Annotated in this window: 14 protein-coding genes; 9 read left to right on the plus strand and 5 right to left on the minus strand. The window is 66.8% G+C overall.

The annotated features are described in order from the left end of the window. Nucleotides 1–35: 35 nt before the first annotated feature. Both D3226_RS02195 and mtnA read right to left on the minus strand, forming a co-directional pair. On the minus strand, nt 36–1,133 hold the full coding sequence (locus D3226_RS02195; protein ID WP_202380778.1) for a substrate-binding domain-containing protein: 1,098 nt from the start codon (nt 1,131–1,133) through the stop codon (nt 36–38). A 47-nt stretch (nt 1,134–1,180) separates the two neighbouring features. After that, entirely contained in the window at nt 1,181–2,209 is a 1,029-nt protein-coding gene (gene mtnA, locus D3226_RS02200; protein WP_202380779.1) for an S-methyl-5-thioribose-1-phosphate isomerase, read from the minus strand. Between the two features lie 178 nt (nt 2,210–2,387). Here mtnA and D3226_RS02205 point away from each other — a divergent pair, with 178 nt between their 5' ends. The 7 genes from D3226_RS02205 to D3226_RS02235 all read left to right on the plus strand — a co-directional run bounded on the left by D3226_RS02205 (nt 2,388) and on the right by D3226_RS02235 (nt 8,794). Further along, nucleotides 2,388–3,104: a GntR family transcriptional regulator gene (locus D3226_RS02205; protein ID WP_202380780.1), complete on the plus strand. Its 717-nt coding sequence runs from the start codon at nt 2,388–2,390 to the stop codon at nt 3,102–3,104. Between the two features lie 145 nt (nt 3,105–3,249). Further along, on the plus strand, nt 3,250–3,882 hold the full coding sequence (locus D3226_RS02210; RefSeq protein ID WP_202380781.1) for a class II aldolase/adducin family protein: 633 nt from the start codon (nt 3,250–3,252) through the stop codon (nt 3,880–3,882). A 217-nt stretch (nt 3,883–4,099) separates the two neighbouring features. Beyond that, the gene (locus D3226_RS02215) at nt 4,100–5,098 is read left to right on the plus strand and encodes an ABC transporter substrate-binding protein (RefSeq protein ID WP_202380782.1); all 999 of its coding nucleotides are present in this window, start codon (nt 4,100–4,102) and stop codon (nt 5,096–5,098) included. After that, on the plus strand, nt 5,095–6,153 hold the full coding sequence (locus D3226_RS02220) for an ABC transporter permease (protein WP_202380783.1): 1,059 nt from the start codon (nt 5,095–5,097) through the stop codon (nt 6,151–6,153). Before D3226_RS02215 ends, D3226_RS02220 begins: the two co-directional genes overlap by 4 nt. Next, a complete protein-coding gene (locus D3226_RS02225) occupies nt 6,146–7,174 on the plus strand; it encodes an iron chelate uptake ABC transporter family permease subunit (protein WP_337248872.1) in 1,029 nt (342 codons plus the stop codon). Before D3226_RS02220 ends, D3226_RS02225 begins: the two co-directional genes overlap by 8 nt. After that, nucleotides 7,171–7,962, plus strand: coding sequence for an iron ABC transporter ATP-binding protein (locus D3226_RS02230; RefSeq protein ID WP_202380785.1), 792 nt, complete (start codon nt 7,171–7,173; stop codon nt 7,960–7,962). Before D3226_RS02225 ends, D3226_RS02230 begins: the two co-directional genes overlap by 4 nt. 10 nt (nt 7,963–7,972) lie before the next feature. Then, nucleotides 7,973–8,794 carry a serine hydrolase domain-containing protein gene (locus D3226_RS02235; RefSeq protein ID WP_202380786.1) on the plus strand — a complete coding sequence of 274 codons (822 nt, stop codon included), beginning with the start codon at nt 7,973–7,975 and terminating at the stop codon, nt 8,792–8,794. Between the two features lie 98 nt (nt 8,795–8,892). Here D3226_RS02235 and purL read toward each other — a convergent pair whose 3' ends face one another. Further along, nucleotides 8,893–11,217 carry a phosphoribosylformylglycinamidine synthase subunit PurL gene (gene purL / locus D3226_RS02240; RefSeq protein ID WP_202380787.1) on the minus strand — a complete coding sequence of 775 codons (2,325 nt, stop codon included), beginning with the start codon at nt 11,215–11,217 and terminating at the stop codon, nt 8,893–8,895. Between the two features lie 166 nt (nt 11,218–11,383). Here purL and D3226_RS02245 point away from each other — a divergent pair, with 166 nt between their 5' ends. Together D3226_RS02245 and D3226_RS02250 are read left to right on the plus strand one after the other, a co-directional pair. Next, on the plus strand, nt 11,384–12,370 hold the full coding sequence (locus D3226_RS02245; protein WP_202380788.1) for a hypothetical protein: 987 nt from the start codon (nt 11,384–11,386) through the stop codon (nt 12,368–12,370). A gap of 49 nt (nt 12,371–12,419) precedes the next feature. Then, on the plus strand, nt 12,420–13,520 hold the full coding sequence (locus D3226_RS02250) for a GNAT family N-acetyltransferase (RefSeq protein ID WP_202380789.1): 1,101 nt from the start codon (nt 12,420–12,422) through the stop codon (nt 13,518–13,520). Between the two features lie 97 nt (nt 13,521–13,617). Here the strand turns inward: D3226_RS02250 and purQ are convergent, their stop codons facing one another. Then, on the minus strand, nt 13,618–14,322 hold the full coding sequence (purQ, locus tag D3226_RS02255; RefSeq protein WP_202380790.1) for a phosphoribosylformylglycinamidine synthase subunit PurQ: 705 nt from the start codon (nt 14,320–14,322) through the stop codon (nt 13,618–13,620). Then, entirely contained in the window at nt 14,322–14,591 is a 270-nt protein-coding gene (gene purS / locus D3226_RS02260) for a phosphoribosylformylglycinamidine synthase subunit PurS (protein ID WP_202380791.1), read from the minus strand. Before purS ends, purQ begins: the two co-directional genes overlap by 1 nt. Nucleotides 14,592–14,662 lie beyond the last annotated feature (71 nt).

Consider the following 14,662-nt stretch of genomic DNA (forward strand, 5'->3'; position numbering starts at 1 on the left):
GTGCCGGGCGGTCTGCCCGGCACCCACACGGGGAATTAGAAGGAGACGACCGGGATCCAGTCGGCGCTCGACACCTCGGAGATGTTGAGCGAGGGTTCGGCCGCGCGCAGATCGTCCATGTTCTTGATGTCGTTCTTGCGCAGCATCTCCTGCGTCACGAGGATGGGCGGGAAGTCCACGGTGTCCTCGGTGAGCTCGCCGGCCATCTTGAGCGCCAGCGTGCGCATCACTGCCGCGCCGATCGCGTTCGGATCGGTTGCGCCGGTGGCGACCCAGCGGCTGCCCTCAGCCGTCATCAGCTCGATGTCTGCAGTGGAGATGTCGGCGCCGTACACGAGGATGTCCTCGGTACCGGGAACCTGGTCGAGGCCCGTCAGCGTGCCCTTCGCGAACTCGTCATAGGGGGAGTAGATCGCCTTGACGCCGGAGTTCGCCTGCACAGCGGCGGTGATCATCGGTGCAGAGTCGGTGGCAGTGGAGTTCGTGAAGTTGCCGGTCTTGAACTTCTGGTCCCAGCCCTGCTTCGTGAGGTACTCCTGCCAGACCACGTCACGGCGGTCGAGCGGTGCGATGCCGTCGTAGTTGACGTAGCCGACTTCAGCGTTCTTCCCGATATCGGACGCCATCTGATCGAGCACGAGCGAGGCCATGAGCGCGTCAGACTGCTGGGTCTGCACCGCCTCCGGCGCGCACTGCTGGATCTCGACGTCGTAGATCGCGACGACGATGCCCTTGTCGAGCGCCTGGTTCACGCCCTCGCAGAGGGTGTCGGGCAGTCCGTGGCGAATGATGATGCCATCGACACCCGAGGCGATCGCCTGGTCGAGCTGGGTCGCCTGCGTCGCGTTGTCGCCCTGCGCATCGAACACGGAGAGATCGACGCCGAGGGCGTCTGCCTGCTGGCGGGTTCCGTTGAGGTACTGCTGGAAGTAGTCGCCCTGTCCTGACTGCTGGACAATCGCGATCTTGACGCCGTCGGCGTCGAAGGGCGCGGGTGCCGTGCCGGTGGCCTCAGCGACCTTCCCCGAGTCGGAGGAACTCCCCGAGCTTGCGGGGGCTCCCTGCGTGCAGCCGGCGAGGCCGAGGGTGAGGATGGCCGCGGCGCTGAGCGCTGCGGTGGTGATCTTACGCATCGTTGCGTTCCTTTCGTGAGGGTGCTGCGGGTGGGTGCGCGGGAAGATTAGCCGCCGAAGAGCGGCTGCGCGGTGGCGGCGGGCTCGACGACGCCGCGCTCGGTGACGATTGCGGAGATGATGTCGTGAGGGGTCACATCGAAGGCGGGGTTGAACGCGCGCACGCCCGGCGTTGCGACCTGTGCGCCGCCAAAAGCAAGCACCTCTTCGTCGCCCCGCTCCTCGATCTCGATCTCGTCACCGGTGGCCGTGGCCTCGTCGACGGTCGAGTACGGTGCGGCGACCACGAACGGGATGCCCTTGCGCGCGCACGCGAGTGCCAGCGCGACCGATCCAACCTTGTTTGCGGTATCGCCATTCGCGGTGATGCGATCCGCGCCGATCACGGCGAAGTCCACCAGGCCGCGCAGGATCGTGCTCGACGCGGCACCGTCGACCTCAACGAGGTGGGGGATGCCGTCTTGCTGCAGCTCCCAGCTCGTGAGGCGGGTGCCCTGCAGCAGCGGACGAGTTTCATCGACGTAGACGAGCTCAAGCTTGCCGCGCTCGTGGAGCTCGTGCAGAATCCCGTAGGCCGTGCCCCACGCCGTCGTTGCGAGCGCGCCCGTGTTGCAGTGCGTCACCGCTCGGAGCGGGCGATCGCCCACGCGAGCAAGCAACCAATCGGCGCCCAGGCGAGAAAGCTCGCGGTTCGCGGCCTCATCCTCGGCTGCAATGGCCCGTGCCTCGGTGAGGCAGCGATCAAAGCCTTCCGCGCGGAACTCAGCGACCCGATTCGCGCCCCATGCGAGGTTCACCGCGGTCGGACGTGCGTCTGCGATCGCGGTGATTGCGGCGCTGAGCTGCTCCTCGCTCCAGTTCTCGCGCGCAGCCTCGTGGAGCGCGAGCGCGACGCCGTAGCCGCCCGCGGCGCCAAGCGCAGGAGCGCCGCGCACTGCCAGACGCTGGATCGCGTCGATCAAGAGATCGACATTGGTGACCTCGAGGAACACCTCTTCGGCGGGAAGCCGCGTCTGATCGATCAGGCGAATGTGTGAGTCAGCTGCGGCATCAATCCACTCGATTGCGCGAACCATGGTGATGGCGATCCTTTCGACGGCGTTGTCAGTGCGCAGAGCGCGGACTATCGCGAGAAACGTATTCGGTTGACTGACAACTTGTCAAGTGAGGTCACATAAATGAGCTTTGACGCATGACCTAGACTTGGGGACACTGGAATCCGGGCGCGACCGCCCACGGGCAATGGAGGCGTGCATGGCAAAGCCAGGATCGAGGGTGGCGCTCGTCGCGGATGGACTGCGTGCGGCGATTCGCTCGGAGGAGTTCAGCGAGGGTGAACGCCTGCCGACAGAAGCCCAGCTCGCAGAGCGTTTTGGGGTCTCGCGACCGACCGTGAGGGCCGCGCTGCGCGAGCTCGAAACGGTGGCGCTCGTGCGCACCCAGCACGGCGTCGGCTCGTTTGTGGCCGAGCGCCCCGCGGTCACCGCGGGGCTCGAGCGGCTGGATTCCATCACCGAGTCGATCCGAAGCACCGGGCGTGAACCGGGCATGATCTACCGTGGCAGGGTGATTCGACCTCTGCTCCCCGATGAAGCTGAAAAGCTGGAGCTTTCGGGCGATGCGCACGCGCTTGAGCTTCGCCGAACCATCCTCGCCGACGGTGAGGTCGTGGCGTACTCGTACGATCTCATGCCGATCGGCGTCTTCCCCGAGGGGGAGGATCCCGAGTCGGTGCAGGGCTCGCTGTTCGCGTACCTTCGCGAGGTGCGAGACATGCATCCACACTACGGCGTTGCAGAGGTGCACGCGGTGCAGTCCGACCGCATCGGCTGGGACGCGCCTGTGGGCAAGCCTGCGCTCTACGTGCTGCTCGATCAGGTGCATTTCGATCGCTCGGCGCGGGCGTTGCTCTACTCGCGCACGTACTTCCTTGAGGGACGCTACGCGTTCACGATCCGCAGGGCCGGGTGAGGAACGCGCCTACTCCGTAGCTCTCGAGGTTGTTTGACAACGTGCGATGACGGAGTAACAATATTGAGGCCGCATGGAGCATGCGGCTGTCGCGTGAGTCGCGCCGCCGCACTCCCCGCGAGCGCTCACTGGAAGGTCGTAGTTCATGTTGAATACCCAGGAGGGCGCCGCCGCTGCGCTCGAGCTCTCGAAGATCGGTGCGGACGCGGTGGGCCGCGGCCTCGTGCTCGCGAGCGGCGGAAACCTGTCCGCGCGCCTCGACAGCGAGCACTTCATCATCACCGGCTCCGGCACCTGGCTTGACCGCCTGCGCCCCGGTGACTTCACCGTGATGCACCTGGACGGCACCGTCGTGTCTGGCAACCCCAAACCGTCGAGTGAGTGGAAGCTGCACCAGCGCTCGTATGAGGCGCGGGCTGACGTGAATGCGGTGATCCACCTGCACCCGCAGCACGCGGTGCTGCTTGCGACGCTGGGGATCGATATCCGCCTGCTGACGCTCGATCACGCCTTCTACGTGAAGTCGATCGGCGTGACGCCGTTCTACCCGAACGGCTCGGACGAGCTCGCCGATACGGCCGCGGCGGAGCTGGCCGAGCACGACTGTGTGGTGATGCGTCACCACGGGTGCACCGCGGTAGGCGACACCATCGAGATGACCTATCGCCGCGCCCTGAATCTTGAGGATGCTGCAAAGGCGACGGTACTTGCGCGGCAGCTCGGCGATACCGAGACCACGTTCCCGGACGAACACTTCCCGAACTTGCATCACGCGTAGGCTCCAGCGGTGCGCGTTCGCTCAGCGCCCCGGAAATCGTGCAATCGCCGCGGTTTCCGGGGCTTTTTCGTATCCAACTTGAACATCTGATGAATGTAAGCATAGGCTGAGTAGTGAAGTTGCTCACCGCGTCGTTCCGGCCGGAGAGCAGCGAACGCGCTGCTGCGATGCTCTCGCAGGAGCGCGTTTCCATGTCCGTTCAACTGAAGGATTCGACGTGTCACTTCGTTCCACCCGCACCCCCGCGGCTGCCGCCCTCGCAGTCGGCGCCGCGCTGCTCTTCTCCGCCTGCTCGACGGGCGCGCCCGCCGCGGAATCCGATGCTCCGAAGGCCTCGGGCACGGTGACCATCACCGACAACCACGGCGAAGTTGAGGTGCCGGTCAACCCGAAGACCGTCGTCGCGCTCGACAACCACGTCTTCTCCACGCTTGATGCGTGGGACATCGAGCTTGCCGCGGCGCCCAAGGGGATCATGGGAACGGTGTGGCCGAAGTACCTTGATGAGTCTGTCGCCGACGTGGGATCGCACCGCGAGCCCAACCTCGAGACCATCATCGCGGCGGACCCCGACCTCATCATCGCCGGCTACCGCTTTGGCGACTCGTACGACGAGATCAAGAAGCAGAACCCGAACGCTGCGGTCATCGACATTGCCCCGCGCGAGGGCGAGGACCTGATGAGCGAGCTGAAGCGCGAGAGCGACATCCTCGGCCAGATCTTCGACAAGAAGAACGAGGCCAAGGAGCTGAACGACAAGCTCGACAGCGCGATCGCTGATGCGAAGGGCGCATACAACGGCACTGATACGGTGATGGCTGTGAACACCTCGGGCGGCAAGATCGGCTACCTCGCTCCCGGCGTCGGCCGTTCGGTCGGTCCGGTGTTCGGCGCGCTTGACCTGAAGCCCGCGCTCGAGGTGGAGGGTGCCACGAGCGACCACCAGGGTGATGACATCTCCGTGGAGGCAATCGCGGCGTCGAACCCGCAGTGGATCATCGCGCTCGATCGCGATGCGGCATTCGCCCCGGAGGATCGTGAGGAGGGCTCGCTGCCCGCTGCCGAGCTGATCGCTGAGTCGGAGGCGCTGAAGAACGTCCCCGCAGTGAAGGACGGCAACCTCATCTACCTCGATGCGAACTTCTACCTCACTGAGGACATCCAGGCCTACACCGACCTCTTTGAGAACATCAAGGATGCCTTCGCAGCAGCATGACCACTGACGATCGCGCCGCGGATTCCCGCGGCCACGGAACGCCCGCTCAGTTGAGCGGGCGTTCTCGCGTTGCTGCTTCCCGCGCGGAGCCCGATCCCACCCCGCCTCCGAGGTCCTCGCCGTGGCCGCTGATCCTTGCGGTGATCGGGGTCATCGGGCTCTTGGTGCTCTCGGTCTTCGTCGGTGTGTACGATCTCTCCGACGGCGAGATGGGTGCGGAAATGGTGTGGATCACCCGCGTGCCTCGCACGCTCGCCCTGATGCTGGCGGGTGCTGCGATGGCCGCGAGCGGGCTCGTCATGCAAATGCTCACACAAAACCGATTCGTCGACGCGACCACCTCGGGCACGACGGAGTGGGCATCGCTCGGCCTCTTGCTCACCGCGATCCTCGCCCCGAGCGTCGGCCTGCTCGGACGCATGGTGATTGCCAGCGCGTTCGCGTTCATCGGGGCGATGGCCTTCATGCTGATCCTGCGCCGGATTGTGATTCGCACGACCCTCGTCGTGCCGCTCATCGGCATCATGCTGGGCGCCGTTGTCGGCGCGCTGACGACCTTCCTCGCGGTCCAGTTCAACCTGCTGCAGATGGTGGGCACCTGGTTCATGGGGAGCTTCACTGGCGTCGTGCGCGGCCGCTACGAGGTGCTGTGGGTCGTGGCAGTTGTCACCCTTCTGGTCTTTCTCCTTGCCGATCGCATCACCGTCGCGGGCCTCGGCCGTGACGTCGCAACGAACGTCGGGATGAGCTACGACGCGATCGTGATTGCTGGCACCGCGCTCGTCGCGATCTCCGCGGGCGTGACCGTGGTGGTTGTCGGTTTCCTGCCGTTCCTGGGGCTCGTCGTGCCGAATATTGTCGCGACGATTCGTGGCGACAACGTGCGGAGTAACCTCCCGTGGGTGTGCCTGGGTGGCGTCTCACTCGTCATCATTTGCGACATCATCGGCCGAGTGATTCGCATGCCCTTCGAGGTGCCGGTCTCGATGGTGTTGGGCATCATCGGCTCGGTCGTCTTCATCACCATCCTGCTGAGAGGACGTGCCCGTGGCTAGCATCGTCAAGCTCAGCGCAGCCGGGGCGCTCCCGGAGGCACCGGACGCCGCAACCCCGCGCTGGCTGCGTGCGCTCCCAATCGTCGTCGTGTACACGGTCGCTGCGGCGTTGGCCGTCGCCGTGCTGAGCTACGGCATCCCTGTCCCGGCGAGCAGCCCGGGGTTCTGGATCATCGTGCAGTCGCGACTCGCTTCGCTCGGCACCATTGCGCTGGTTGCCGTGTGCCAATCCGTTGCCACCGTGCTCTTCCACACCGCGACCTCGAACCGGATTCTCACCCCCTCGATTCTCGGCTTCGATGCGCTGTACGTGCTGACGCAGACGGCGCTGGTGTTCGTCTTCGGCACCGCCGCAACCGGGATGGAAGGAATCCCGAAGATCCTCGCGCAGAGCGGCCTAATGGTCCTCTTTGCAACGGCGCTGTATGGCTGGCTGTTTTCGGGCAAGCGCGCAAATCTGCACCTGCTGCTGCTCGTGGGCGTGGTGCTTGGGATCGGATTCGGCTCGGTATCGACGTTCATGCAGCGGATGCTCACGCCGAGCGAGTTCGATGTGCTGAGCGCGCGTCTGTTCGGCAGCATCGGCAAGGGGAATGTCGAGTATCTCCCGGTCGCGGCGACCATCGCGATCCTGATCCTCGGTTTTGTCTGGTCGAAGCGGCGCACCTATGACGTCGTCGCCCTCGGGCGCGATGCCGCGGTGGGACTCGGCGTGAACTATCGCCGTGAGATCGTCACGATCCTCGTCCTTGTCGCCGTGCTCGTGTCCGTCTCGGTGACCATGGTGGGGCCCATGACCTTCTACGGCTTCCTCGTTGCAACGCTCGCCTACCAGTTTGCGCGCAATGACTCGCACGCGGAGGTGCTGCCCCTCGCGATCGGCATCGGCCTCGTGACGCTTGTCGGCGCGACATTTATCTTGAAGCACGTGTTCGCGGCCGGTGGCCTTGTGACCGTCATTATTGAGTTCATCGGTGGGTTGCTCTTCCTTATCGTGCTGCTCAGAAAGGGGCTGCGTTGATTCAGCTCACCAATGTGGGGAAGGAGTACGCGGGGCGTCGCGTGCTCGGCCCCATCGACCTCACGATCGAGCGGGGCGGCGTCACCGCACTGATCGGGCCCAATGGTGCCGGGAAGTCCACGATGCTGACGATCATTGGGCGCCTGCTCGAGGCCGACAGTGGGCAGGTGACCGTCGGCGGACTCGATGTGCGCACCGCGAAGTCGCGCGAGCTCGCGCAGGTCGTGTCGATCTTGAAGCAGGAGAACCACTTCATGGCGCGCCTCACGGTGCGGCAGCTCGTCACTTTCGGCCGCTTCCCCCACTCGGCGGGACGCCTGACCGAGACGGACCACCGCGCCATCCACGCCGCGATCGCCTTCCTCGACCTCGCGGGCATGGAGGATCGCTTCATCGACGAGTTGTCCGGGGGGCAACGCCAGCGCGCGTTTGTTGCGATGGTGCTGGCCCAGGACACCGACTATGTGCTGCTCGACGAACCGCTGACCGGGCTCGACATGCGGCACGCGGTGGGAATGATGGGCCAGGTGCGTGCCGCGGCAGACGCGCTAGGGAAAACCGTGATCCTCGTCATCCACGATGTGAACTTTGCCGCCGCCTACGCTGATCGCATCGTGGCACTCGCAGACGGTCGCGTGGTGGCCTCGGGAACCCCGGAGGAAATCATCACCCCCGAGGTGCTCGAGCGCGTGTTCGAGACGCCCGTCGAAGTGCTTGAGCACGGCGGGCGTCGCGTCGCGGTGTACTACCGCCCGGAGCTCGACACTCGCACGGCCGAGAGCCGGTAGCGTGGAGCCTATGCAGAGTCTCAGCACGATTGACACCTGGCCCGTGAAGAACGCCGCAGCGGCGGTCATTGCGCAGGACGGTCGGATCCTCGGTCAGCACGGAGATCAGGATCGTGAGTTCAAGCTCGCCTCCGTCACGAAGCTCCTGAGCGCCACGGCGGTGCTGCTGGGCATCGAGGAGGGGGTGCTTGAGCTCGATGACCCCGCCGGCCCCGAGGGATCGACCGTGCGGCACCTGCTGGCACATGCCTCTGGCTACGACTTCTCGGAGGACATTCTCCGCGCGCGCCCCGGCCGACGACGGGTGTACTCGAATCGCGGAATCAACGTGCTCGCCGAGGTGTTCGCTGAGCGGGCCGAGATGCCCTTCGAAGAGTACCTCCGTGAGGGCGTGCTCGAACCGCTCGGGATGACCAGCACGCGGCTCGAGGGGCCGCCTGCCGCCGGTGGAGTCTCCACGGTCGCCGATCTCAGCCGCTTCGCCGCCGAGCTGCAGAACCCGCAGCTGCTGCACCCGGACACGCTCGCGATGGCCACGCAGGTCGTGTTCCCCGGCCTTGACGGGGTGCTCCCTGGCTTCGGGCGCCAGGACCCGAACGATTGGGGCCTGGGGTTTGAGATTCGCGACGGCAAGAGCCCGCACTGGACTGGAACCCAGAACAGCCCGCGAACGTTTGGCCACTTCGGTCAGGCGGGCACGTTTCTGTGGGTGGACCCGGTCGCGCAGGTCGCCTGTGTTGCGCTGACCGACCGAAACTTTGGCGAGTGGTCGGCTGCAGCGTGGCCGGTGTTCTCCGATGCGGTGCTCACGGAACTGGCGGGGCAGGGCTGAGCCGAACGCCGAGCCAGGCGTTCACTCCGCCACCACGACGTAAAAACGCGTGTGGCCCGGGAAACTCCCGGGCCACACGCGTTTCTGTCGGTGGCGTGTTAGCCGACGACTGGGCCGAAGCGCTCCGGCAGGGTGGCACGCGTCGCGGCGCCCAGCTCGGAGAGCGGCAGCGTGAAGCGATCCTGCACCTCAATGGCGGCGCTCTCGCCCGTGCCATCGGTCACGCCGATGCGCAGCACGGGGTAGTTGCGGCCGTCGCAGAGCCCGCGGAACTTCACGTCCTCCTCGTGCGGAACCGCGACGAGCACGCGGCCCTGCGTCTCCGAGAAGAGCGCGGCCGTGGCGTCGACGCCGTCGCGGGAGATGATCTCCTCGATCCACACGCGCGCGCCAACGCCGAAGCGGAGCGCACCGTCGGTGAGTGCCTGTGCGAGGCCACCCTCGGAGAGGTCGACCGCACCCGAGAGGATGCCGTTCTGCGACGCAGCGTGCAACAGGCCCGCGAGACGGCGCTCTGCATCAAGGTCGGCCACCGGGGGGCGTCCGCCGAGGTGGTCGTGCACGGTGCCGGCCCAGGCCGAGCCGTCGAGCTCATCGCGCGTGACGCCGAGCAGGTACAGGTGCTCGCCCTGATCCTGCCAGCCGCTCGGCACGCGACGAGCGACGTCGTCGATGATGCCAAGCACGCCCACGACGGGGGTGGGGTGGATCGGGGTGTCGCCGGTCTGGTTGTAGAGCGAGACGTTTCCGCCCGTGACGGGCACCTCAAGTGCGAGGCACGCATCCGACAGGCCCTCGACGGCCTGCGAGAACTGCCACATGACCTCGGGGTTCTCGGGGCTGCCGAAGTTGAGGCAGTCGGTCACCGCGGTGGGCACGGCGCCGGAGGTGGCGACGTTGCGGTACGCCTCTGCGAGCGCGAGCTGCGCGCCGACGAACGGGTCGAGCTGGCAGTAGCGGCCGTTCGCGTCGGTCGAGATCGCGACGCCGAGGCCGCTCTCCTCGTCCACGCGGATCATGCCTGCGCCGTCGGGGAAAGAAAGCGCGGTGTTGCCGAGCACGTACTTGTCGTACTGGTTCGTCACCCAGGAGACGTCGGCCTGGTTGGGCGACGCGGCAACATCGATCATCTGCTGGCGCAGCACCTCGGCCGAGCCGTCGCGCGTGAGGCCGGCGGCGTTCACCGAGTTGGCCTGCAGGGCATCGATCCAGGTCGGGTACGCAACGGGGCGCTCGTACACGGGGCCGTCGACGGCAACGGTCGAGGGATCCACGTTGACGATCTCTTCGCCGCGCCAGTTGATGACGAGGCGGCCGGTGTCGGTGACCTCGCCAAGCACGCTCGTCTCAACGTCCCCCTTCGCGGTAACCGCGAGGAACGCATCGAGCTTCTCGGGCGCCACGATCGCCATCATGCGCTCCTGGCTCTCGGACATGAGGATCTCCTCAGCCGTGAGCGAGGGATCGCGGAGCAGCACGCTGTCGAGCTCGATGAACATGCCGCCATCGCCGTTTGCCGCGAGCTCCGACGTGGCGCAGGAGATGCCTGCGGCGCCGAGGTCCTGGATTCCCTCAACGAGCTCGCCCTTGAATAGCTCGAGGCAGCACTCGATGAGCACCTTCTCGGCGAAGGGGTCGCCCACCTGCACGGCGGGGCGCTTCGTGGGGCCACCCTCGTCGAATGAGTCGGACGCGAGGATCGATGCGCCACCGATGCCGTCGCCGCCCGTGCGGGCGCCGAAGAGCACGACCTTGTTGCCGAGGCCTGAGGCGTTCGCAAGGTGCAGGTCCTCGTGGCGGAGCACGCCAACGCCGAGCGCGTTGACGAGCGGGTTCTGCTGGTAGACCTTGTCGAACACGGTCTCGCCGCCGAGGTTCGGCAGGCCGAGGCAGTTCGCGTACGAGCTGATGCCGGAGACGACGCCGTGCACCACGCGTGCGGTGTCGGGCTCGTCGATATCGCCGAAGCGAAGCTGGTCCATCACGGCGACGGGGCGCGCGCCCATCGAGATGATGTCGCGGATGATGCCGCCCACGCCGGTTGCGGCGCCCTGGAACGGCTCAATGTAGGAGGGGTGGTTGTGGCTCTCCACCTTGAACGTGACGGCCCAGCCCTCGCCGATGTCGATGACACCGGCGTTCTCGCCCATGCCGACGAGCAGGCGCTCCTTCATCTTGTCGTTGACCTTCTTGCCGAACTGGCGCAGGTAGATCTTCGACGACTTGTACGAGCAGTGCTCGGACCACATGACCGAGTACATGGCCAGCTCGCCCGAGGTGGGGCGGCGACCGAGGATCTCGCGAATCTGTGCGTACTCGTCGGCCTTCAGGCCGAGGGCTTCGTACGGCTGGTCCTTGTCGGGGGTCGCGATCGCGTCTGCGACGGTATCCGGGACATGGATCGGGGCGGTGGGTTCAGTCACGCTGATGTGCTCCGTGGGCTCGGGGGCGGTACGGCTACGATCGGAGCGACGAGCGCTCACCCGGCCAGTCTACGGCGTTTCCGGGGACACCGGAGCCGAGCCGATCCGCAGGCACGAAGCGCGGGTGTTTCTGGCGTTTTTCAGCGTGAACCGCGAAACTGGGTGCATGAGTACCCCGAACGCAGCACCCGATCGCGTCACTGGCGCCGAGTCGGCAGCCCCCGCCGCGACGACGAAGGGCGGCGCCGAGCCGCGCAAGCTGTCCACGTTCCTGAAGATCAGCATCGTGCTGCTTGCAGCGCTCACGCTCGCCTCGATCTCGCTCCTCTTCATCGGCGACTTCCAGGGCAAGTTCGAGCGCGTGTTCGCCACGTTCCTCGTGTTCGCGGTGTTCGTGGGGCTCACTGCGCTCGACACTCGTCGCGAGCTGCGCTCGGAGTGGTACGCGCCGGTCGCGCTGATCGCGAACTCCTACATCCTCGCGCTGCTGCTCATCGTGACGTGGATGACGCCGTACGATCCGTTCCTGCTGGGCTGGTCGCTGCTGTGGAAGAGCATCCTCGTGATCGGCGTGACGAGACTCGTGCTGGGCTGCTGCCAGCTGTTGCTCGGCATGAGCGAGGGGAAGCCCGAGACGATCGGCCGCTTTGCATTCATCACGAGCATGCTCGCGGTGCTTGCCGGCATCTTGTTCACGGCGCCGATTGCGATCGAAACGTTCAACGTGATCATCCCGGAGCTGTACTGGAAGATCGCCGTCGCCACGCTGATCCTCACGGCGCTCGGCCTTGCGATCACGCTGCTGCTGCGTTGGTCGTACGGTGCTCCGGAGCGTGAGACCGCACGGGCGTCACTGCGACAGGCAGCTCAGGATCGCGGCACCCCGATCGAGCCGTACCGCGCCGCACCGCTCGCAGCGCCCATCGCGGCTCCGCCCGCTCCGGCCCCACTGACTCCTGCCTCGGAGGCCCCGTCCGCGCAGTCGCTGCCCGGAACACCGAGTGCGGCTCCAACCGTGCCCGTAGCCCCGGTACCGCAGGCCGCTGGACCGCTGCTGCCCTGGCCCACCTTCGCGGATGGTCGCCCGATCCCCGCGCTGCCGAACGGTCAGCCGGACTTCAGCGTTCCGGGCGCCCCGCTGCCCCCGCAGTAGCCGCTGCGCCCAGGTAGGGCGGATCAGGCAACGAGAGTAAAATACTCGGGTGCCTGAGACAGACCTGACGCCCGAACACGCCGCACCCGCCGCCTCCGCAGCGCCCGCCTTCGTGATCCGACCGATTGCGCAGGGGGAGTACGCCGCGGAGGCGGCGCTCGTGCGTGCGGCCTACGCCGAGAGCACCTACGGCGCCGAACTCGCGGGAGACGCGCAGTGGGCGGCCGTGGAGCAGGACTCGGCGGGCCGCGATGCGGACGGCCGAATCCTGGTGGCCGTGCGTGGCAGTGAGCTGATCGGCGCGGTGTCGGTGCTGCGTGGCGGCACCACCTACACGAAGCTCGCGACGCCCGGCGAGGTCGAGCTGCGGCTCGTCGTCGTCTCCCCGAGCGTGCGTGGGGCTGGTGTGGGTGAGGCGCTGGTGCGCGCTGGCATCGAGCAGGCCCTGCGCTGGGGCGCGCGCGTGGTGCGTCTCGACACCGGCGAGCGGAACCCGGCAGCGCGACTCTACGCGCGCGTTGGATTCGAGCGCACCCCGGAGCTCGACCGTCAGCTTGACGGCGCGAACTACGGCGCTTCGCTGAGCTTTGTCTACCCGCTGCAGGAGCGCGAGGACGTGCGCGTCCGCGAGATTCGCCCGGAGGAGATTCCGGCGGTCAGCGGGCTCGTGCTCGCCGCCTACCGTGATGACTACGATCGTCTGCCCGACGTATACCTCGCGGAGATCGCCGACGTCGCAACGCGTGCCGCGCAGCACCTCGTGTGGGTCGCGGAAGACGCCGCAACGGGCACCCTGCTCGCCACGATCACGACCCCGCACGCGGGCGAGGTGCTGAGCGATGTCGCGCGGGCGGGGGAGATGGACCTGCGACTGCTCGGCGTCGGCGGCGCGGCGCGCGGCCGCGGCATCGGCTCGCTCATGATGCGCCACGGGCTGCGGCTCGGCCGTATCCGCGCGGTGGACCAGGTGGTGCTCAACACGAGCACCGAGATGGTCGCGGCCTACGAGATGTACGACCGGATGGGCTTCTCCCGGCTGCTCGATCGCGAGCACGACATCATGCGTGAAGACGGCACGAGCTTCCGCCTGCTCGCGTACGGGATTGATCCCGCGCAGGCCCCGCTCACGCGGGCGTCGCGCGCGGCCTGATCCCCATCGAAATTGCCGCGCCCCGTCCGTGCAGAAACGCTGAGAGCCGCCATCCCCTAGTGAGGATGGCGGCTCTCAGTGTTGTGCCGCGCGGCGCTTAGACGCGAGCGGTGAGCGCCTGGATCGCTGCTTCGAAGAAGCGGAGACCATCGGTGCCGGATCGCATCGCGTCGGGCATATCGGGGCCGAACCCCGCCTCAACCGCGTGCTCGGGGTGCGGCATGAGGCCCACGACGTTGCCGCGCTCGTTGCTGAGGCCGGCGATGTCGTTGAGCGAACCGTTCGGGTTCACCTCGGCGTAGCGGAAGGCGATGAGGCCCTCGCCCTCGAGCCGCTTCAGCGTCTCGTCGTTGGCGATGTAGCCGCCATCACCGTTCTTCAGCGGGATGACAATCTCTTCGCCGGGGGTGAAGAGGTGCGTCCACGCGGTGTCGACGTTCTCGACGACGAGGCGCTGGTCGCGGCGGATGAACTGCTGGTGCGCGTTGCGGATGAGACCGCCGGGCAGAAGCTTCGCCTCGACGAGCACCTGGAAGCCGTTGCAGATACCGAGCACGGGCATCCCACGGTTCGCAGCGGCGATCACCTCGGTCATGATCGGTGCGATTGCGGCGATCGCGCCGGGGCGCAGGTAGTCGCCGTAGCTGAAGCCACCGGGCAGCACGATCGCGTCGACACCCTGCAGATCGTGGTCCGCGTGCCAGAGCGCAACGGGCTCGGCGCCGGCGATGCGGATGGCGCGCTGTGCGTCGCGATCGTCGAGGGAACCCGGGAACGTGACGACGCCGATCCGGGTCGCCATTACTGGGCCTCTCCGGCGGGCACACCGTCGACGGAGATCGCGACGACGTCCTCGATCACCGAGTTCGAGAGGATCTCGTCGGCAACCTGACGCACCTCGGCGAGCACCTCGGCGGTCACCTCGCCCTCGACGGTGAACTCGAAGCGCTTTCCGATGCGGACATTCTCGAACTTGCCGTGGCCCAGGCGATCCAGCGCGCCGGTAGTGGCCTTGCCCTGCGGATCGAGCAGCTCGGCCTTGGGCATGACATCAACAACAATCGTGGGCACTGGCGACTCCGGTTTCGCGATTCGACGGTCGGTGGGTGATGCGGCGCGTGTGTTCGCCCCGCTCCCTGCAG

It is taken from the genome of Leucobacter chromiireducens subsp. chromiireducens, from assembly GCF_016758255.1.
Classification (GTDB): Bacteria; Actinomycetota; Actinomycetes; order Actinomycetales; family Microbacteriaceae; genus Leucobacter; species Leucobacter chromiireducens.

Excerpts from the sequence above, each read along its gene's own strand:
- D3226_RS02195 (WP_202380778.1), bottom strand. The coding sequence starts at position 1,133 with ATGCGTAAGATCACCACCGCAGCGCTCAGCGCCGCGGCCATCCTCACC.
- mtnA (WP_202380779.1), bottom strand. The coding sequence starts at position 2,209 with ATGGTTCGCGCAATCGAGTGGATTGATGCCGCAGCTGACTCACACATT.
- D3226_RS02205 (WP_202380780.1), top strand. The coding sequence starts at position 2,388 with ATGGCAAAGCCAGGATCGAGGGTGGCGCTCGTCGCGGATGGACTGCGT.
- D3226_RS02210 (WP_202380781.1), top strand. The coding sequence starts at position 3,250 with ATGTTGAATACCCAGGAGGGCGCCGCCGCTGCGCTCGAGCTCTCGAAG.
- D3226_RS02220 (WP_202380783.1), top strand. The coding sequence starts at position 5,095 with ATGACCACTGACGATCGCGCCGCGGATTCCCGCGGCCACGGAACGCCC.
- D3226_RS02235 (WP_202380786.1), top strand. The coding sequence starts at position 7,973 with ATGCAGAGTCTCAGCACGATTGACACCTGGCCCGTGAAGAACGCCGCA.
- D3226_RS02245 (WP_202380788.1), top strand. The coding sequence starts at position 11,384 with ATGAGTACCCCGAACGCAGCACCCGATCGCGTCACTGGCGCCGAGTCG.
- purQ (WP_202380790.1), bottom strand. The coding sequence starts at position 14,322 with ATGGCGACCCGGATCGGCGTCGTCACGTTCCCGGGTTCCCTCGACGAT.